General features: G+C 63.1%; 16 protein-coding genes. 9 read left to right on the top strand and 7 right to left on the bottom strand.

Annotated elements, in window-relative coordinates:
* The first annotated feature begins 2 nt into the window (after window positions 1-2).
* From ACFFWD_RS43405 to ACFFWD_RS43365, 9 genes are all read left to right on the top strand, one after another.
* Window positions 3-1,100: an ABC transporter ATP-binding protein gene (locus tag ACFFWD_RS43405; protein WP_376975581.1), complete on the top strand. Its 1,098-nt coding sequence runs from the start codon at window positions 3-5 to the stop codon at window positions 1,098-1,100.
* On the top strand, window positions 1,093-2,118 hold the full coding sequence (locus ACFFWD_RS43400; RefSeq protein WP_376975580.1) for an ABC transporter ATP-binding protein: 1,026 nt from the start codon (window positions 1,093-1,095) through the stop codon (window positions 2,116-2,118). The genes ACFFWD_RS43405 and ACFFWD_RS43400 overlap by 8 nt, the downstream gene beginning before the upstream one ends.
* A 7-nt stretch (window positions 2,119-2,125) precedes the next feature.
* Window positions 2,126-2,746: a dihydroxyacetone kinase subunit DhaL gene (gene dhaL / locus ACFFWD_RS43395; RefSeq protein WP_376975579.1), complete on the top strand. Its 621-nt coding sequence runs from the start codon at window positions 2,126-2,128 to the stop codon at window positions 2,744-2,746.
* Window positions 2,743-3,135: a dihydroxyacetone kinase phosphoryl donor subunit DhaM gene (dhaM, locus tag ACFFWD_RS43390; RefSeq protein WP_376975577.1), complete on the top strand. Its 393-nt coding sequence runs from the start codon at window positions 2,743-2,745 to the stop codon at window positions 3,133-3,135. The genes dhaL and dhaM overlap by 4 nt, the downstream gene beginning before the upstream one ends.
* Before the next feature lie 35 nt (window positions 3,136-3,170).
* Entirely contained in the window at window positions 3,171-3,476 is a 306-nt protein-coding gene (locus ACFFWD_RS43385) for an HPr family phosphocarrier protein (RefSeq protein ID WP_376975576.1), read from the top strand.
* A 1-nt stretch (window position 3,477) separates the two neighbouring features.
* Entirely contained in the window at window positions 3,478-5,094 is a 1,617-nt protein-coding gene (gene ptsP / locus ACFFWD_RS43380) for a phosphoenolpyruvate--protein phosphotransferase (protein ID WP_376975575.1), read from the top strand.
* On the top strand, window positions 5,087-5,512 hold the full coding sequence (locus tag ACFFWD_RS43375) for a hypothetical protein (protein ID WP_376975574.1): 426 nt from the start codon (window positions 5,087-5,089) through the stop codon (window positions 5,510-5,512). Before ptsP ends, ACFFWD_RS43375 begins: the two co-directional genes overlap by 8 nt.
* Before the next feature lie 23 nt (window positions 5,513-5,535).
* Window positions 5,536-6,519, top strand: coding sequence for a dihydroxyacetone kinase subunit DhaK (dhaK, locus tag ACFFWD_RS43370; RefSeq protein ID WP_376975573.1), 984 nt, complete (start codon window positions 5,536-5,538; stop codon window positions 6,517-6,519).
* A 337-nt stretch (window positions 6,520-6,856) separates the two neighbouring features.
* A complete protein-coding gene (locus ACFFWD_RS43365; RefSeq protein ID WP_376975572.1) occupies window positions 6,857-7,588 on the top strand; it encodes a hypothetical protein in 732 nt (243 codons plus the stop codon).
* A gap of 112 nt (window positions 7,589-7,700) precedes the next feature.
* Here ACFFWD_RS43365 and ACFFWD_RS43360 read toward each other — a convergent pair whose 3' ends face one another.
* The 7 genes from ACFFWD_RS43360 to tssC all read right to left on the bottom strand — a co-directional run bounded on the left by ACFFWD_RS43360 (window position 7,701) and on the right by tssC (window position 17,793).
* Window positions 7,701-9,287 carry a class I SAM-dependent methyltransferase gene (locus tag ACFFWD_RS43360; RefSeq protein ID WP_376975571.1) on the bottom strand — a complete coding sequence of 529 codons (1,587 nt, stop codon included), beginning with the start codon at window positions 9,285-9,287 and terminating at the stop codon, window positions 7,701-7,703.
* A gap of 5 nt (window positions 9,288-9,292) precedes the next feature.
* A complete protein-coding gene (tssH, locus tag ACFFWD_RS43355) occupies window positions 9,293-11,932 on the bottom strand; it encodes a type VI secretion system ATPase TssH (RefSeq protein ID WP_376975569.1) in 2,640 nt (879 codons plus the stop codon).
* Window positions 11,933-12,036: 104 nt separating this feature from the next.
* Window positions 12,037-13,095, bottom strand: coding sequence for a type VI secretion system baseplate subunit TssG (gene tssG / locus ACFFWD_RS43350; RefSeq protein ID WP_376975974.1), 1,059 nt, complete (start codon window positions 13,093-13,095; stop codon window positions 12,037-12,039).
* Window positions 13,059-15,026: a type VI secretion system baseplate subunit TssF gene (gene tssF / locus ACFFWD_RS43345; RefSeq protein WP_376975568.1), complete on the bottom strand. Its 1,968-nt coding sequence runs from the start codon at window positions 15,024-15,026 to the stop codon at window positions 13,059-13,061. The genes tssG and tssF overlap by 37 nt, the downstream gene beginning before the upstream one ends.
* Window position 15,027: 1 nt before the next feature.
* Window positions 15,028-15,534 (bottom strand): type VI secretion system baseplate subunit TssE, encoded by a 507-nt coding sequence (tssE, locus tag ACFFWD_RS43340; RefSeq protein ID WP_376975973.1) that lies wholly within the window; start codon window positions 15,532-15,534, stop codon window positions 15,028-15,030.
* Between the two features lie 219 nt (window positions 15,535-15,753).
* Window positions 15,754-16,239, bottom strand: a complete 486-nt coding sequence (locus ACFFWD_RS43335) for an Hcp family type VI secretion system effector (protein ID WP_376975567.1) — start codon at window positions 16,237-16,239, stop codon at window positions 15,754-15,756.
* 51 nt (window positions 16,240-16,290) lie between these two features.
* A complete protein-coding gene (gene tssC / locus ACFFWD_RS43330) occupies window positions 16,291-17,793 on the bottom strand; it encodes a type VI secretion system contractile sheath large subunit (protein WP_376975566.1) in 1,503 nt (500 codons plus the stop codon).
* Window positions 17,794-17,806: the final 13 nt, after the last annotated feature.

Raw genomic sequence — 17,806 nt, 5'->3', positions numbered from 1 at the left:
CGATGGCTGAAATTCGCGTCGAGAACCTACGCAAGTCGTTCGATCAATTCACCGCCGTGCAAGGCTCGAACTTCACGATCCCGGACGGTACATTTTTCGCGATGCTCGGACCATCCGGCTGCGGCAAGACGACGACGCTACGCATGATCGCAGGCCTCGAGCTGCCGACCGACGGCCGGATCCTGCTTGACGGCGAGGACGTCACGTTCGATCGCGCCGCGGCGCGCGATATCGCCTTCGTGTTCCAGCTCTTTGCGCTCTATCCGCACATGAATGTGGCGGGGAATATCGGGTTTCCGCTGAAGTGCCAGGGCATGAGCCGACAGGACATCCGCGCCCGCGTAGCAGAGACGGCGCGGCTCTTGCGGATCGAGCATTTGCTGGCGAGCAAACCGTCAAAACTGTCCGGCGGCGACCGGCAACGCGTTGCGCTCGGGCGCGCCATGGTGCGGCGGCCGAAGGCCTTCCTGATGGACGAGCCGCTGGGCGCGCTCGATGCCGAGTTTCGTCACTTGATGTGCCGCGAGCTGCGCGATCTGCACGATCGGATCAACGCGACGACGATCTACGTGACCCACGATCAGATCGAGGCGATGTCGATGGCAGACACCATCGCAGTCATGAACGGCGGCCGGGTGGAGCAGATCGGTTCGCCGCAGGAAATCTACGACCGGCCCGCCAGCATGTTTGTCGCTGACTTCATCGGTTCTCCCGCGATGAACTTCCTGAAGTTCGAGGGTGGATTGCGGCGCGGCGATCGGTCGATCAACTTCCACGATGCCAGCATCCGCGTGCCCGAGGTTTGCGAGGACCGTGCGGCCGGCCCGCTGGTGCTCGGGGTGCGCCCGGAACATATCCGCTTTTCCGACGACGCGCCGCTGCGGGGAGAGGTTTTCGGTGCCGAGTATCTCGGGACCACCCAGATCGTGACCGTTGACATGGCCTACGGCCGGGTTGCGGCACGACTGCCGTCCAGCCTGTCGGTTCGAACCGGCGAGACGGTCGGGCTGACGTTCCGTCCTGAACGTCTGGCGCTGTTTGACGCTGCGAGCGGCTCCGCCATCCAGACCGCAAGTTTGGGAGATGCTACCAATGGCTGATGTCACCTTACGCAACGTCAGCAAGCGTTTTGGCGCCATTGAAGCGGTCCGGGACCTTTCTCTGTCGATCAACGACGGTGAGTTTGTCGTCTTGCTGGGGCCGAGCGGTGCCGGCAAAACCACGACCTTGCGCCTGATCACCGGGCTCGAGCAGCCGGATAGCGGGACGATCCTGATCGACGGTCAGGATGTCACCCGCGAGCCTCCCGGCGCCCGCGATATCGCGTTCGTGTTCCAGCAGTACTCGCTATATCCGCATTTGAGCGTCTACGACAATTTGGCGTTTCCGCTGCGCTCGCCGGCGCGGCGCGTTCCGGAGCCGCTGATCAAGAAGCGCGTCGAGCAGACCGCGGAGCTGCTCCACATCTCGAGCAAGCTGAAGAATTCCGCGACCCGGCTGTCGGGTGGCGAGATGCAGCGGGTCGCCATTGGCCGCGCGCTGGTGCGCGATCCCGCCATCTACCTGATGGACGAACCGCTGTCGTCATTGGACGCCAAGCTGCGCGCCGAGCTCCGGCTGGAGCTGAAGCGGGTCCAGCTCGAGCTCGGCGCAACCATCCTCTACGTCACCCACGATCAGGTCGAGGCCATGACCATGGCCTCGCGGATTGGCGTGATCAGGGATGGACAACTTCTCCAGCTCGGCTCGCCGCGCGAGATCTACGAGCGGCCCGCAGACCGTTACGTGGCATCGAGGCTCGGAACCCCCCCGATCAATTTCCTGCCCGCGCAGCTTCTTTCTGATGTGCCGACACCGCAGGGAACGGAGACGGTTGGCATCCGCACCGAGCACCTGAAAATCGGCAAGCGTAACGGCGGCCGGCTGGTTGGACGCGTGCATCGCGTCGAACATCTCGGCGAGCAGAATCATGTCCATCTCGCGTATAAGGGCGAGATGTTGGTGACGCTTGCCGATCCCCATCAGGCATTGGATGCCGGCCAGGATGTCGAGCTCAGCCTGCTTGATCCGCTCTATTTCGACGCGGCGGGAAAGAGGATTTCCGCCACGATGCGATGAGGTTCCGATGACAATGCAACCCGATACATTCAAATCCCTCGTCAAGGTCGCGGCCGAGCAGGTGGTCGCCTGCGCACCGGAATTGACGGTGCTCGATCAGGCGATCGGCGACGGCGACCATGGCACTAACATGAAGCGCGGCTTCGAGGCGGTGCTGAGCAAGCTCGACGCAATCGGCGAGATGCCGCTGAACGAAGCCTGCAAGACCATTGGGCGGACGCTGGTGATGACCGTCGGCGGCGCGTCCGGGCCGTTATACGGCTCCTTCTTCCTTGCCGCGGGTGATGCGCTGTCGCAAAAAAAACTCCCGGAGGATCTCGCCGAAGTATTCGCCACCGGCGTCAACGCGGTGAGCGCACGTGGCCGTTCGCATGCCGGCGAGAAGACCATGCTCGACGTGCTGGTGCCTGTCCTGGAGACGCTGAAGGCGGATGCCGGCCGGCCCGACCTGATCGAGCGCGTCCGGACCGCCGCAAGTGAAGCGGTCGCGCGAACGGTGCCGATGCAGGCCACCAAGGGCCGCGCGTCGTTTCTGGGCGCGCGCAGCGTCGGGCACATCGACCCTGGCGCGCGATCGAGCTGCGTGCTCCTGCACGCCGTTTGCAACAAGCTGGAGGGCCGGCAATGAGCGACATGGTCGGCATTGTGATTGTTTCGCATTCGAAGGATATCGCCAAGGGCACGGCCGACATGGTGCGGCAGATGGTCGGCAGCGAAGTCAAGGTGGCGTTCTGTGGCGGTAACCCCGATGGCGGCCTCGGCACCAGCGTTCCCTTGATCATGGATGCCATCAACAGCGCTTGGTCGTCGAAGGGGGTTGCGATTCTGGTCGATCTCGGCGGCGCCGAAACGAACAGCGAAATGGCGGTCGAGATGCTGGAGCCGGAACGGCGCAAATTGGTCGTCGTGTGCAACGCGCCGATTGTGGAGGGCGCCGTGATGGCGGCGACCGAGGCGGCAGGTGGCAGTTCGCTGGAGATGGTAAGAGCGGTTGCCGAGGAACTGACTGCCGGCTGATGCGCGCGGGCGGGAAACGATGATTGGATATGGATATGCTTGAGACCACCGCAAACGGCCCATTCGTCACCGGCAAAGTGCGGCTGGTGCATGCCGCCGGCATGCACGCGCGCCCGGCGGTGAAGTTGACTAAGCTCGCGAAGCGGTTCCAGGCCCAGATCTCCGTCCGTGCATCGGAGACCGCCGACTGGATCAATGCCAAGAGCGTCGCCAAGGTCATGGCGCTGCGCGCGCCACGGGATGCGACCATCGAGATCAAGGCGCTTGGCGAGGATGCAGAGGCGGCGGTGGCTGCGATCATCGATCTGGTCACTGCCGATTTCCCGGAGGCAGGTGGTTAGGATGCGCGCGGATATTGCAGGGATGCTCTTTCGCGGCAGAACCGCCTCGATCGGCTTTGCGCGTGGGCCCTTCATCCGTCTCAGCGCCGCCAAGAACCGAACGCGCATCGCGGGCTCGCCGCAGGACGAGGCCAGCGCGCTTCGTGACGCCATCCGGACCGCGAGCGAGCATATCGCCGAGCTCGCATCCGCCGCCGGCGGCGAGGCCGCGCAGATCCTGGAATTTCAGGTGGCGCTTCTGGAGGACCAGGAGTTTCTTGATCCGGTGTTCGCAGCCATCGGCGAGTGGACTTCTGCCGATACAGCCTGGTCGGCTGCCCTCGACGAGCAGATTGCGGACTATAGCGCCGCGTCTGACGAGTATCTGCAGGCGCGTTCGTCTGACCTTGCCGACTTGCGCGACCGGGTGCTGGGGGCGTTGGGCGGCGATGAGGACCAGACGCCGAAGATTCCCGGCGATGCCGTGATCTGCGCCGACGACCTGCCGCCGTCACGCTTCCTCGAGATCGACTGGTCCGGCGGTGGCGGGTTGGCGCTGCTGCAAGGTAGTCCGACGAGCCATGTCGCAATGCTGGCGCGCGCCCGCGGGATACCGATGGTGGTCCAACTCGGTGCCGTGCCGGATGCCGCAATCGCGATGCTTGATGGGGAGGGGGCGACGCTGGAGCTCGATCCGGACGCAGCGCGCATCGGCCTGTTCGAGCGGCGGCGCGAGGCCCATCGCAAGAGCCGTGCGTCCGCGCGCGCGATCCTGCGCAAGCCGGCGGCGACCTGGCGTGGGGAGCGGATCAGGCTTCTGATCAACATCCAGCGCGTCGAAGACCTCGAACATGCCGACGCGAAATTTGCCGACGGCGTCGGACTGATGCGGACGGAGTTCCTGCTCACTGGTCCCGACGGCATGCCCGACGAAGAGACCCAGTATCGCGCCTATGATGCGGTGTTGCAGTGGGCCGGCCAGCGCCCCGTGACCATTCGCACCTTTGACGCCGGCGGCGACAAGCCCGTCGCAGGCTTTACGCCGGATGGCGAGGCCAATCCGTTCCTGGGCGTTCGCGGCTTGCGGCTATGCCTTGCCCGACCGGACATCTTCAAGGTGCAGCTGCGGGCGTTGGCGCGCGCGGCCGTGCGCGGCAATCTCAAGGTGATGTTTCCGATGGTCACGGTGGCGGCGGAGCTCGAGGCGGCACGGGCCCTGTTTGCCGAGGTCGTGGGAAACTTGCAGGCCGAGGGCGTCAGCGCGATGCTTCCGGAGCTTGGAATCATGGTCGAAGTGCCGGCCGCGGCGATGGCGCTTGCGAGCTTCAGGGCCACATTCTTCTCGATAGGCTCGAACGACTTGGCGCAGTATGTCCTTGCATGCGACCGCTCCAATGGAGCCCTCGGCACACTGATCGATCCGCTTCATCCGGCCGTTCTGGAGCTGATCGCGCGAACCGCAGAGCATGGCCGGCACGCGCGAGCGGGCGTGAGCCTGTGCGGGGACATGGCGAGCGATCCGCGCTTCATCCCTGCGCTCCTGCAATGTGGCCTGCGCGAGCTCTCGGTCAATCCGTCCGCATTGGCTCAGATCAAGCAGGCGATCGAACGCTTGAGCAGCGGAGGCAGCGGTGAGTGAAGCGGCCGCGGATGAGGCCGGCGAGGCCGGCGCGGTTGCGGCCTACAAGCGCATCTTCAAGGATGTGCTGGACAGCCGGCCGTCCGGCATGCGCATCCGGCTTGCGCACGCCATGGGCAAGAATCGCAGCTTCGTCAGCCAGATTTCCAATCCGGCCTATCCGGTGCCGATCCCCGCGCAGCACCTCAACACGATCTTCGACGTATGCCATTTCCCGCCGCAGGCGAAGACGGCATTCCTGCGCGCCTATGCCCGCGCGCATCCGAGGCGAATTGGCCGGCTGGCCCAGGGCCCGCACGAGCGCATGCTGACGCTGCATCTGCCTGATCTTGGCAGCGCCAAGAAGAATGCGCAGCTCGACGCTCTGCTGCAGGAATTTGCCCGGCGGCTGATTGCGCTCATGCAAGACGAAAAATAGCTCTTAGGTCCGGGGAGGGACGCGTGAAGAAGTTCATCAATTCCGTTGACAGCATGCTGGCGGAAAGCCTCGACGGCTTTGCCGCAGCCCACGCCGATATCGTGACGCTCGGGGCCGAGCGGAAGTTCGTGCGCCGCAGCCAACCCAATCGCGAGAAAGTGGCCCTGGTGTCGGGCGGCGGCAGCGGCCATGAACCGTTGCATGCCGGTTTCGTCGGCAAAGGCATGCTGGATGCCGCGTGCCCCGGCCAGATCTTCACGTCGCCGACGCCGGACCAGATTGTCGAAGCCGCTACCGCCGTCGGTGGCAAGCCGGGCGTGTTGTTCATCGTCAAGAACTATGCGGGCGACCGGATGAATTTCGAGATGGCCGCCGAAGTGTTCGAGGGACCGGCGGCAAGCGTCGTCACCAATGATGACGTTGCCGTCGACAAGTCGACCTACAGCGAGGGGCGGCGCGGCGTCGCCGGGACGCTGGTGGTCGAGAAGATCGTCGGCGCCGCCGCCGAAAAGGGGCTTGATCTAAATGGCTGCGTCGATCTCGCCACGACGGTCAACGCCAGGACCAGGTCTATCGGCGTTGCTCTGACGAGCTGCACGGTTCCGGCTGCCGGCACGCCGACGTTCTCGCTCGGGGAGCACGAGATGGAGATGGGCGTCGGCATTCATGGCGAGCCGGGGCGCCGGCGTGTCACGCTGACAAGCGCCGTCGATATCGCCGAGCAGATGGTCGGTGCGATCATCAGCGATTTCGAAAGCAAGGTGTCGGGTCCCGCCTTGCTGCTCGTCAACGGCTTCGGCGGCACGCCGTCGCTTGAGCTCTATTTGATGTACAACGCGGCTGCCCGCCTGCTCCGTAAACAGGGCATCGCGGTGTCCCGCTCGCTGGTCGGCCCCTATGTGACGTCGCTCGAAATGGCCGGGTGCTCGATCACGGTCACCATGCTCGACGACAAGCTCACGGCGCTCTGGGACGATCCGGTGCATACCGCGGCGCTCAGGTGGTGAAGGTGTAGGAAGCCGAACGTGCAGCTTCTTTGCCAAGGCTAGTCCCAGCTGCCCTGGGAGGAAGCCAACACCGTTCCCGGCCTTTTCCGCAGCAAGAGCGTGTCTCGGCCTCGTCAGGCCGACGGGAACGTCCGCATTGTCGAGGCCGCAAATCTTGACAAGCAGGCCTGCGGAGGAACGCATCTCGATTCGACCGCGCTCCCGCCCGATACGCCTTCTCAAGGTCGACAACAAGGGGCGGCAAAATCGGCGCATCAAGGTGGGCTTCGTGGAATAGGGATCGCGGCTATTGGGGATCGTGAGGCGGTTCCCTTCGGGAACGCCTGTCGACGCGGCCGTGCGCGAAGAGGCCCTGACGGCCAGCGCCGAATGTCGTTTGAACCTGCAGGCCCGGAGCGCCGACAACCATGATCGGGGCGGCGACAGCGAGGGTAATGCCATGTCACTCCAGACCAGGGTGCTGCAGGTGCTCAACGGCCCGGTGGTTGCGCGTATTCGCTTCCGGTTTCCTATCCGCGGCAGCCACGTGACGATTGCGCCGCAAACGTTCCACCACGTCGCCCGCGCGATCCGGTTGGGTCAGGTCCACATCAAACGTCCGACCGATCTCGCGGCCGGCGTCGCCGCTCAATATAACGACGTCGCGCGGACGCGGGCGGACGGTACGGCGGTCGCTGCCAACACGCTGGAAATCAAGTCGGCGGCGGGGCGTTTGGACGAGGCGCACATCGTCCATGAGAGCCTGCATGCGGCGTACGATCTGTTGCGCACCGGCCTCGACGCCAATGCGGAAGAGGCCTCCGCCTATGTTTGCACGGCGCTCTATTGCCGCATGACAGGCCTGCCACGACCAGGTTGGGCCAACGGCCAGATCTACGCCAATGCCGAACTGGCCGCTCGAACGCTACTGTCCCAATATCAAAAGGGGGATCCCGGAATTCCCTGGGTCGGCGAGCATGAATGGCGGATGCTGCGCGCCGGCGTGGGCCTTCATCCAGTCTATACCAGCGGCCCCGCCGGCATATTCACCGGATGGGTCCTTGGACAACAATACACCCATGATGGCTGATTGGCGGGCGCCGCACCTGTTCCAGGCGACGGCGGGGGCTTCCGGCTCCCCATCGCCTCGTTTACAAGCCTCGGGCCAAGCAAGTCGGAGCAAGTGGGTGGGTTCGCGTGCGTCAGGCGACCAACAAGCCCAGCTTGCCAACCATCGCAAGCGAACGTTGGACGCTCTCTCGAGCTGACAACAGCAACGGTTCGGCGATCTGCCCGGCATCATCTCTTTGTTCGACTCTGGTGGTCGGGCCGAATGCTTCGGTCATTTCGGTAACGATCTGGTCGATGGTCCTGCTGCCGTCGAGCAGCTGCACGAAATGCCGGGTCCTATCGTCCTCCAATTGCACGGTTTGGTGGAGCAGGTTGGTGACCAACGGGCCGGTTTCCGCCTGTCTCCGGGCGAGCAGGCTCGCCTGCGGACGGTCGGTAACTTCCTTCACGAGAAACGGCGGTGATACCAGGAAAGAGACCTCGCCGCTGCAAGCCAGGATGTACATTGCCTCCGCCAGCGCCTGCTCGTCATCATCGGTCCGCTGACCTTCGAGTAGCGCCCGGGCACCATCGAGCAGTTCGCTGAATGACAGCGCTCGCGGCCAGGCCCGGCCGAGACAGAGGTGTGCAGCCTTCAAGAGCGGATTGGTCACGGTGACCCTGCTGCCGTCGTGGTTCTCGAATTCCATCGCGGAGCTGTCGGTCAGGCAGGCATCGGAATGAGTAGGACTGGTGGTGCTCAGCAGATGGAACCGGGTGATGAAATCGAGATCGATCTGGCGGTGCAGTGAAATGCTGTCGTGGCAGAGCAAGGTACGTCGGAAGCCGTTACCGTCGATGAAGTCCTGATACTGATCACGCGCCATGAATTCGCTGTCCGGAAAGCGTTGCAGCGTGGCGCGGACCTCCTCGGAATAGCCGGCAAGATACCGTCGTGAAAAATCCGCGTCGCTCAGATACTGCAGGCCATGCCGGCCCGCGTCTTCGACGACCTCGTGCAACAGGAAGGCAGCAGCGCCTTGGTCGAGATCATCGTGAAACAACAGCTCATCGGGTATCTTGAGGACGCGGTTGAACTGGTCGCGCATGACCGCACCGTGCACCGAATTGGCCTTCGAGCCGTTGCTGAGAAACTTCATGATCGCTCGGGCTTGTCCGACTTTCTCCTTCATGCTGGTGATGTGGCGGGTGTGATATTGCATCATGTCGCGGACCATGTTGCGAAGATGCGAAAACGGATGCGCGTTGTAGCTGACGTAGCAGACGCCTTGCGGCGCCAGGTTCTGCTTGAAGATCGTCATCATCTTCTCGCGCACCTCCGGCGGGACCCATGAATACACGCCGTGGGCGACGATGTAGTCGAACTGCCCGAAGCTTGCGTCGACATTCATGATGTCGCAATGCAGAAGCTTGACGTTGCTCAGGCCTAAGGCCGCGACATTGCGCCGGCCGCGCTCGATCGTCACGCCGCTCAGGTCAACGCCGATGAACTCGCTGTCCGGATATTGAAAGGCCATCGGCAACAGATTTCCGCCGACACCGCAGCCGAGCTCCAGCACCCGGCAACGCGCGACCGGAGCCGGCTTCATGCCATAAACGGTCGCGATTGTCGCGAGATGGTTCGGGTGCGTGAGGCCATAGACGTGGCCGGGGTAATAGACCTCGTCGTAAGGCGTCGAGCCCGTGGTCGGGTAGCGATGCTCGGTTTGAATGTTCATCGTCCTCAGTTCCACGAATAGGCAAATTTGTCGTTCACGATCGAGACCCTGGTCTGCTTGACCTCTTCCTTGGCGAGCGATTTGCTGAGGAATTCGCGCGACAGCTCCGGCAGCAGCGTGTTGGTGATGATGTTGTCAATCATGCGTCCGCCGGAATCCGGATCGTTGCAGCGTGATACGATGTGCTCGACCACTGAATCGTCGTAGCTGAAAGCTGCATCGTGGTTGTCGCGGATGCGCCGTCCGATCCGGTCGAGCTGTAACCGGGCGATGCCGGCGAGCATCTCATCCGACAGCGGGAAGTACGGAATCGAGACGATGCGCCCGAGCAGCGCAGCGGGAAACACTTTCAGCAGTTCCGGCCTCAGCATCTTTGTGAGCTCTTCCGGCTCGTTTCGATACTTCGGATCGCGCGACAGACCCATGATCAGATCGGTACCGACGTTGGTGGTCAGGATGATCAGGGTGTTCTTGAAGTCGATCCGCCGCCCGGTGCCATCCTCCATGATTCCCTTGTCGAACACCTGGAAGAAGATCTCATGCACGTCGGGATGGGCCTTCTCCACCTCGTCGAGCAGGATGACACTGTAGGGCTTGCGCCGGACTGCTTCGGTAAGACGGCCGCCTTCGCCATAGCCGACATAGCCGGGAGGCGCGCCCTTCAGGGTCGAAACGGTGTGCGCCTCCTGGAACTCCGACATGTTGATCGTGATCATGTTCTGCTCGCCGCCGTAGAGGGCTTCCGCAAGGGCGAGCGCGGTCTCGGTCTTGCCGACCCCGGACGGTCCAGCCAGCATGAACACGCCAATCGGCTTCGACGGGTTGTCCAGCTTGGCGCGGCTGGTCTCGATTCTCTTGGCGATCATGGTCAGGCCGTGGGATTGGCCGACCACTCGGCGGTTGAGTATTTCGGGAAGGTTCAGGACGGTTTGGATCTCGTCGCGCACCATCCGGCCGACGGGGATGCCGGTCCAGTCCGACACCACGGATGCCACCGACTGTTCGTCGACATGGGCATAGATCATCCGACTTTCCGGACTGATGGCCTCGAGCGTTTCGAACTTGCCGCGCAACTCCGCGCGTTTGGCGGCGGGATCGTCGCCCTCCTTGGATTCGGTCAGGATCTCGCGCAGGCTGCGGATGTCCTTGACAATCTCTTGCTCTGCGGCCCAGTCCGTCTCGAGGCTGGTCAGCTTTTCCTGCAGTGCCGCGATCTCGCTGTCGATTGCAGCAATGCGCTCGGCGTCATCGATGCCGAGATCCCTGTCGCTGACCAGCGCCGACTTCTCCGCCTCGCGGGCGGCAATGGCAACGCGGGCGTCTTCGATCAGCGCCGGCGTCGCGCTCTGGCTGATGGCAACGCGTGCCGAAGCGGTGTCGAGCAGGCTGACGGCTTTGTCCGGCAATTGTCGCGCCGGAATGTAGCGGTGTGACAGGTTGACCGCGGCAACGATCGCGGCGTCCGAAATGCGAACGCCGTGATGCTTTTCCATCGGACCGAGAATGCCTCGGAGCATGACGCAGCAGGTCTCCACGTCGGGTTCGTCGATTTGGATCGGCTGGAAGCGTCGTGTGAGCGCGGGGTCTTTCTCGATGTACTGGCGATACTCTGCCCAAGTGGTCGCGGCGATCGTGCGCAGCGTGCCGCGGGCGAGGGGAGGTTTCAGCAGATTGGCTGCATCACCGGTGCCGGCTGCACCGCCGGCGCCGATCAGTGTGTGGGCCTCGTCGATGAACAGAATGATCGGGGTGGGTGAGCTCTGTACCTCGTCGATCACCGAGCGCAATCGCTGCTCGAACTCGCCCTTCATGGATGCGCCGGCCTGCATCAGGCCAATGTCTAGGGCGCAGAGCCTGACATTGCGCAGCGGCGGCGGTACGTCGCCGGCGGCGATGCGCTGGGCGAACCCCTCGACCACGGCGGTCTTGCCGACGCCGGCTTCGCCGGTGAGGATTGGATTGTTCTGCCGCCGGCGCATCAACACGTCGATCAGTTGGCGGATTTCATCGTCCCGGCCGAGGATCGGATCCATCTGGCCGGACCTGGCCTTAGCCGTGAGATCCTGGGAGAAGCGGTCGAGCGGTGTCGTTCCCTTGGAGCCCGACTGGTCCGCGCCCTCCGTGCCGGCGCCGATCAATCCCGAGCCGTCCATCGGCCGCATGGTTTCCTCGTCGGAGCCAGCCCAGACGGCGCGGTGCTCCGCAGCCAATGCGTCGACATTTACTTTGGCGAATTCCTGCGAAATGTTGTTGAGCGCACGGCGGATGTCGTTTGATTTCAGTCCCGCCACCAGCAGATGGCCGGTGCGGATCTGAGTCTCGCCGAAGAACAGCGTGGCATAGTGCCAGCCGCGATCGAGGATATCGATGACCGAATTGGCGACACCCGGCATGTCGGTTTCGTTCTTGCGAAAGCCGTTGATGACGCCGGCGAGGTCCGACAACAGCCGCCCCCGGTCGAGCTTGTAGTGATCAGCCGAAAGGCTGAGGTCGGTGCGTTCCTGCTGCAGGATATGAAAAAGCCAGTGCGCGAGCTCGACATTGCGGTTGCCGGCGCTCTTGGCGTGCCGCAGGGCCTGAATGAAGGCGTCGTAGCCAGCCCGGTTCAGTTTGCCCGTTACGGCCTCAATGCTGATGTCGGTCATGGCGGCCCCTCCTACTCGATGCCTGCGTCAACGTTCGGCGGCCCTGCATTGTGGAAATCGGCTCGGTTTCCATGGTGTTATGACGATCGGCGGGGTGGCCAGGTTCAAATCGCGTCGGCTGCGGCGCGGCGCCGGACCCTCAAGCGCTCACCGAGGTGAAACCGGGCATCGCGGCGATATTCGTCGGTGGAGGTCCAGTTCGGTGAGACCCAGGTGGTCCATCCGAGCCGCCCGCTCTGTCCGAGCCTCACCGGGGCGACCGCTCCGGCGGGAATGGCGAGTTCCACCTCCCAGTCGAGTTCGTCGCCGATATAGAAGAAAACCGCGTCCGCCAGCGGCTCGGACAGGTTGCGGGTTTCGGTCGGTAAGAACTGCTCGTACTGGGCAAAATTCTTGACGAAGACTCGAACCCTGATCTTGTCCTCCACGCTGAACACCCGTGACCCAACAAGCATGTCGCGGCCGAGGGTGGCGTGTGTTCCGCCGAGCCGGCTGCAGTGGCTGGAGTCGAACGAGAGCCAGGAGCCGACGAACTCGTCGATCTCGACTTTGACGTCGAACAGGCCCTGCAGGAATCGCGTCAGCCGCGATGCGCACTTCGTCTTGGGCGCAATCAGCCCGGCGAAGCCGAGCTTCGCCATGTCCGGAACCGTGTCTCGATTGGTGAAAACATCGGAGCCCAGGCCGACGAAGGAACCGACGTAGGCGATGAAGCGGTCCTCGGCCGGCCGGTCATGCTGGGCGATCGGCCGCGCGTCGGCCCAGGCGCGGAAGAACAGTTGCAGGAAGCGCCCGTTGAGGAGATCGAGAAAGCGCGGAAAGGCGTCATCCCGCATCAATTGCCAGCCAACGCTCTCATCGGTGGTGGCAAGCGGCAGCGCGCCCTGCGGCCCGAGGAGCCCCAGAAATTTGACCAGCATCCTGAGCCGGCCATTGTGGTCGTCGACGGAGCTGAGGTTGGAGGCAGGAAACTCGAGGTAGGGGGTCTGGCCGAGGTCGACAAACTCCTCGCGGCGCGCGGCGCTGTCGCCGATCCGCGGTCGATCGGGGTTTGCCCGCTCAAGCTGGCGGAGCGTCAGGAAGAAGTCGAACCGCCAGGGTTCGGTCTTCATCTGGTCGATCAATGTCACAGCGGTCTCCGTGTGCCCATGCGCGCCGGCCAGCGCATGATCTCGCCGCGTTCCGGCGTCGAGATGACCGTCTGTGTGAAGGTATTGAAGCCCGAATAGTCTGCGAAGAAGCGCTCCAGCGCGGCGCCAAGCAAGAACACGCCGCTGCCCTCGAATGCTTTCTCGTCGAGCGTAACGGTGATCTCCAGGCCGCGCGCCGCGCCGCTGCCGGTGCGCTCGCGCACCCGCCGCACGACCGGTCGGCTTTCAATGCTACGCACGCCACGGATCTTGCGTTCCGTGGCGTCGTCGAACTGGTCGGCGAACAATGACAACATCTCGCGCAGCGCTGCGGCGTTCTTGCCGCCCCCGCGCTCGACGAGGCCAAGATAGTTCAGGTTCAGCATGTTGATCAGCCGCCAGCTGACCACTCCGCTGCTTGCGATCTCGCTGCGGCTGCGCAGCTGGGCCACCACCGGCTCGCGTGGCCGGGTGGGGCCGGCGACGCAATTCAGATCGAGCGAAGTGTCGTCCAGCAGGCGGAAGTCGGCGCCGCCCTGGCCGACCGGTAGGTGCTCCGTGAGGTGCCGGTTCGAGCACAGTGCCCGGACGCTGAGTTCGGCGGCTGAGGTGCCGCCGCTCAGCTCACCGGGCTCGAGCAGCGACAGGAACATGTCAGTCCCGGTGTAGTCAGAAGCTGCGCCATAGGTCTTCTCTTCCACCGTGCGGCGCCGGGGTAGCCGTCGGACGGTGAAATAGAGCCCCTCGACCGATCCGCTGGTCGGGTCGACCGCGGCCGAATACAGCGGACGCACCTGCCGTTTGTCCTTCTCTGTCGGAAAGTGCGCGTAGACTTCGAGCACCTGGTGGGGCTCGTATTCGAGGTAGCGGCTGCGGTCAGGCACCACATGATACTCATGTGTATTCGACTTGACCGGAATCCGATCGCTCGTCTTCTCGAACAGGTTGATCGCGGGCGCGGTATAGAGACTGAAGGTGTCGGGTCGCACCGAAGCGGCCAGCCGTGAATTGTGCTCGTCGAACGCGAATACGACATCGATCGACTTGCTGCGCAGCCGCGGCATCACGCCGCGCAGTCCCGTCAGGTTGAGGCCGAGGAACTTGCGCGGAAACGCGAAATATTCCCGCAGCAGCTCCGAGCCGCGAAAGATCCGGTTGTCGTTCGGAAACAGCGAATCGTTCTCGTCGAAGCCGACCTGCTGCACGCAGTCGTTGGGCGCGCGGATCACCACCGGATCGCCGAAGTCGTCGAGATGGCGAAAGTAGACCCCCACGCAGTTCGAGATCAGTTGCTCGTAAAGCGCGATGGCGTCGGATTCCGCGCCGGACAGGTAGATGGGCAGTTCGCTGATACGGCAGCCTGCGAACCACGTTTCCGGCTTGGTTCGGGCGTCTGCTTCCGGCAGCTCCTCGTCAAGCCGGGCCGCGGTGCGGTGGGTCAGCGACAGCCTGAGCCCGGCGATGACGTCGCGGCCAACCGGAATTCCAAGCGCCTGCAGCGCGCCGGCCGTCGAGAAATATTCGGCACCGGTGACGTCGAACGGCCAGAGCACGATATCGCGGCAAAGTCGAAAGCGGCAGGCGAGGCTTCGTTCCCTCTCGCGGTAGGTGGCGTCGAAATAGGCGCCGCGCGCGATCTTCTTGCCGTCGCGCAATGCGGGGTCGGCATAGGTTGGCTGCGCCTTGACGAGCATGGCCGACGGGGTCGGGGCGAGATAGTTCGGAACCAATTGCTCGAGCAGGTTTGCGGTGAACTCAGGGAATTCATGCTTGAGCTTGAGCTGAACGCGGGCAGCGAGAAACGCGGCGCCTTCCAGCAACCCGGAGATCATCGGATCCGAGCGGTCGCGGATCAGGCCACCGAGGCGCTCTGCGATGCCGGGATATTCCTCGGCGAAATCTCCTGCCTGCTCGTACAGCAGCGACAGTTCACGATTGTAGAAGTCGAGGAATTCGCGATTCATGCTAAAGTCGGTTGATCTGGATATCGCCGCTGTCGAGGTCGACGTCGGCGACGAATTCTACGGGAACGTTGAGCGGTTCGCACTTCAGGTCGGCGTGGACGATGAAGCGCAGCTTGAGCTGCTCGGGGCCGACCGAGTTGTCGCGCCGGACCCGGATGGTCTTACGGTCGAGCCTTGGTTCATAGCTCGTCAGCACCATGCGCAACGCGTCGCTGAGCTCTTCGTCCGTGACCTCGTCGATCGAACGGTGGGCGATGTCGGGGAAGCCGTAGTTTAGGATCGACGTTCGGACGCAATCCCGGCCGGTCAGGTTCAAGGTCGATTCCAGGGCAATGGTATTGAGGAGTGTTTCAAGATCTTGCGCGACCTCGCGCCGGAGCAAGGCTTCCGGGATCGGAAAGCGGCCCGCGCTGCGCCGCCCCGCGATCACCCGTTCGCCGTACTGATCGCGCAGATTCAGCTTCTTGCGTGCATCTCGGGCTTCATGAGCCGTGCGAAATGCCAGCATCAACGGTGGACAGAGCCGATCCCTCTTTGGTGTAACGGTCATTTGCGGTCCCCGGTGTCCGCCGGCGCGCGCGTAGCTTCGTGGGGCACCTGCACGCGTCCGACTTGACGTCTCGTGAGTAAGCAGTCCAGCCGCAACCGACCTGGTCGTGCAGGCCGATCGCCGCGCTTGGCGCCGGTTCCCGCTATCGGCAACCGGCACCAGGCGAGTGGCCGACGATCACGCCCATTCCTTGTTCGCCGCAACGTCCCAGCCGAAGGTCGGTGACGCGCCAGCGCCGCCTTTTTCCGTCTGGGTCTTGTAGATCATCTTCACCTTCTGGAAGTTGAGGCTCACATTCTCGGTGAGGCGATCCTCGCCGTGCGATCCGCCGGTCGATACGCTGGTGACCAAAACGTTCTTCATCTCGATCTTGAGATATTCGAGTGGATGTTCACCGGCCTTGCGGACCGTGAGGATCGCGTTATCGATGTGCTTGCCGTTCGCGCAGACCTTGAAAAGTTCTGGCGTGGCCTTGTCCACGAAATGCGTGAAATGGAGATCCTGAACACTGACCTTGCCGGCGCCGCCGCCCGAGCCGCTGTGGAAGGTGCCGGTCTGGCTTTCGCCGAAGGACCAGCTCAAAATATCGATTTCGTCCTTGTGCTTGTCGTCCAGTGACTCGCCCTTTATCGGATCGAGCTTCAAAAAGATGTCGACAGCCATAGCATGTTCCTTTCAGAGAACCTCAGTGTTGACGGTTGAGGCGATACGGCTTCATGAGCTCGGGCCCGGCAGGCGTGAAACGAGACTGAGGCCGACGTCCATCGCCTCCAATTGAAAGTGAGGACGGAGAAAAAATCGCGCGTTGTAATATCCCGGGTTCTCCTCGTTAGCTATGACCTCAACCTTCGCTGCAGCCAGCGGCTTGCGCGCTTTCTGAGCTTCTGACGACAAGGCTGGGTTGGCATCAACGTATTCATTGATCCAAGTCTGCAGCCAGACGGTCAGCTCATCCTTTTCCTTCATGGATCCGATCTTGTCGCGGACCATGCATTTCAGATAGTGCGCAAAGCGGGATACCGCGAACATGTAGGGCAGACGTGACGACAGGTTGTCGGATGCGGTTGCATCCACTCCTTTCTCGCCGAAGTATTTCTTCGGCTTGTAGAGCGACTGCGCGCCGATGAAGGCGGCCTTGTCGGTGTTCTTGCGATGGATCAGCGGGATCAGGCCTGCCTTCGCAAGTTCGTGCTCGCGCCGATCGCTGATGGCGATCTCGGTCGGGCATTTCAGGTCAACGCCGCCGTCGTCGGTCGGGAAGGTGTGTGTCGGCAGGTTGATGACCTCACCGCCGGATTGCACACCGCGGATGCGGGTGCACCAGCCGAATTCCTTGAAGGCACGATTGATGTTGGCCGCCATCGCGTAGGCGGCGTTGATCCACCCGTATTTGTCGCCGGCGTGCCCGTCGGTTTCCTCTTCGAAGGCGAACTCCTCGACAGGCTCCGACTTCGCGCCATAGGGAAGGCGGCCGAGCACGCGCGGCATGCACAGGCCGAGATAGCGCGAGTCGTCCTGGTCACGCAGTCCCTTCCACGCGGCATATTCCGGCGTGTCGAACACCTTGCCGATGTCGCGGGGGTTGGATAGCTCGGTCCACGAATCCATTCCCATCAGGGTGGGCTCGGCTCCGGTGAAGAAGGGCGCGTGTGCCGCGCCAGCGATCTTGCTGAGGTCGCGCAGCAACTGCACGTCGGTCGGGACGTGGCTGAAATAGTAGTCGCCGATCAGGCAGCCAAACGGCTCGCCGCCCAACTGGCCGAATTCGTATTCATAGATCTGCTTGAACAGCGGGCTCTGGTCCCAGCGCGCGTCGGGGTAGAGTCGCAGGTTGCGATACAGCTCGTTCTTCGAGACGTTCATCACCCGGATCTTGAGCGTGGCGTCGGTCTCGGAATTGAAGACCAGGTAGTGGAGGCCGCGCCAGGCGCTTTCGATCGCCTGGAACTCGGGCGCATGAATGATCTCGTTCATCTGCGCGGTCAGCTTCTGGTCGATCCGCGCGATCATCTCCTCGATAGTGTCGAGCACGTCCGACTTGATGACGCTCGTGTCCTTCAAGGCTTCGCGAACGAGCGTGGATACCGCGTTTTCAACTTCGGTTGCCGCACGTTCGGTGCGCGGCTTGAAGCTCTGCTTCAGCAGGGCGGCGAACTCATCGGCCTCGACGGTCCCGACCTGGGTGGTAGTCTCTTTACGACCAGCTTCTTTTGCCATGGTCCCCATTCCT

The sequence above is a fragment of the Bradyrhizobium erythrophlei genome (assembly GCF_042430365.1).
Classification (GTDB): Bacteria; Pseudomonadota; Alphaproteobacteria; order Rhizobiales; family Xanthobacteraceae; genus Bradyrhizobium; species Bradyrhizobium erythrophlei.
Note: the sequence above shows the minus strand (reverse complement) of the source record. Positions and strands in the feature narration are given on the sequence as shown.

What these genes read in the sequence shown, in the direction of transcription:
- ACFFWD_RS43405 (WP_376975581.1), top strand. Translation starts at nt 3, where the DNA reads ATGGCTGAAATTCGCGTCGAGAACCTACGCAAGTCGTTCGATCAATTC.
- ACFFWD_RS43400 (WP_376975580.1), top strand. Translation starts at nt 1,093, where the DNA reads ATGGCTGATGTCACCTTACGCAACGTCAGCAAGCGTTTTGGCGCCATT.
- dhaL (WP_376975579.1), top strand. Translation starts at nt 2,126, where the DNA reads ATGACAATGCAACCCGATACATTCAAATCCCTCGTCAAGGTCGCGGCC.
- dhaM (WP_376975577.1), top strand. Translation starts at nt 2,743, where the DNA reads ATGAGCGACATGGTCGGCATTGTGATTGTTTCGCATTCGAAGGATATC.
- ACFFWD_RS43385 (WP_376975576.1), top strand. Translation starts at nt 3,171, where the DNA reads ATGCTTGAGACCACCGCAAACGGCCCATTCGTCACCGGCAAAGTGCGG.
- ptsP (WP_376975575.1), top strand. Translation starts at nt 3,478, where the DNA reads ATGCGCGCGGATATTGCAGGGATGCTCTTTCGCGGCAGAACCGCCTCG.
- ACFFWD_RS43360 (WP_376975571.1), bottom strand. Translation starts at nt 9,287, where the DNA reads ATGAACATTCAAACCGAGCATCGCTACCCGACCACGGGCTCGACGCCT.
- tssH (WP_376975569.1), bottom strand. Translation starts at nt 11,932, where the DNA reads ATGACCGACATCAGCATTGAGGCCGTAACGGGCAAACTGAACCGGGCT.
- tssF (WP_376975568.1), bottom strand. Translation starts at nt 15,026, where the DNA reads ATGAATCGCGAATTCCTCGACTTCTACAATCGTGAACTGTCGCTGCTG.
- tssE (WP_376975973.1), bottom strand. Translation starts at nt 15,534, where the DNA reads ATGCTGGCATTTCGCACGGCTCATGAAGCCCGAGATGCACGCAAGAAG.
- ACFFWD_RS43335 (WP_376975567.1), bottom strand. Translation starts at nt 16,239, where the DNA reads ATGGCTGTCGACATCTTTTTGAAGCTCGATCCGATAAAGGGCGAGTCA.
- tssC (WP_376975566.1), bottom strand. Translation starts at nt 17,793, where the DNA reads ATGGCAAAAGAAGCTGGTCGTAAAGAGACTACCACCCAGGTCGGGACC.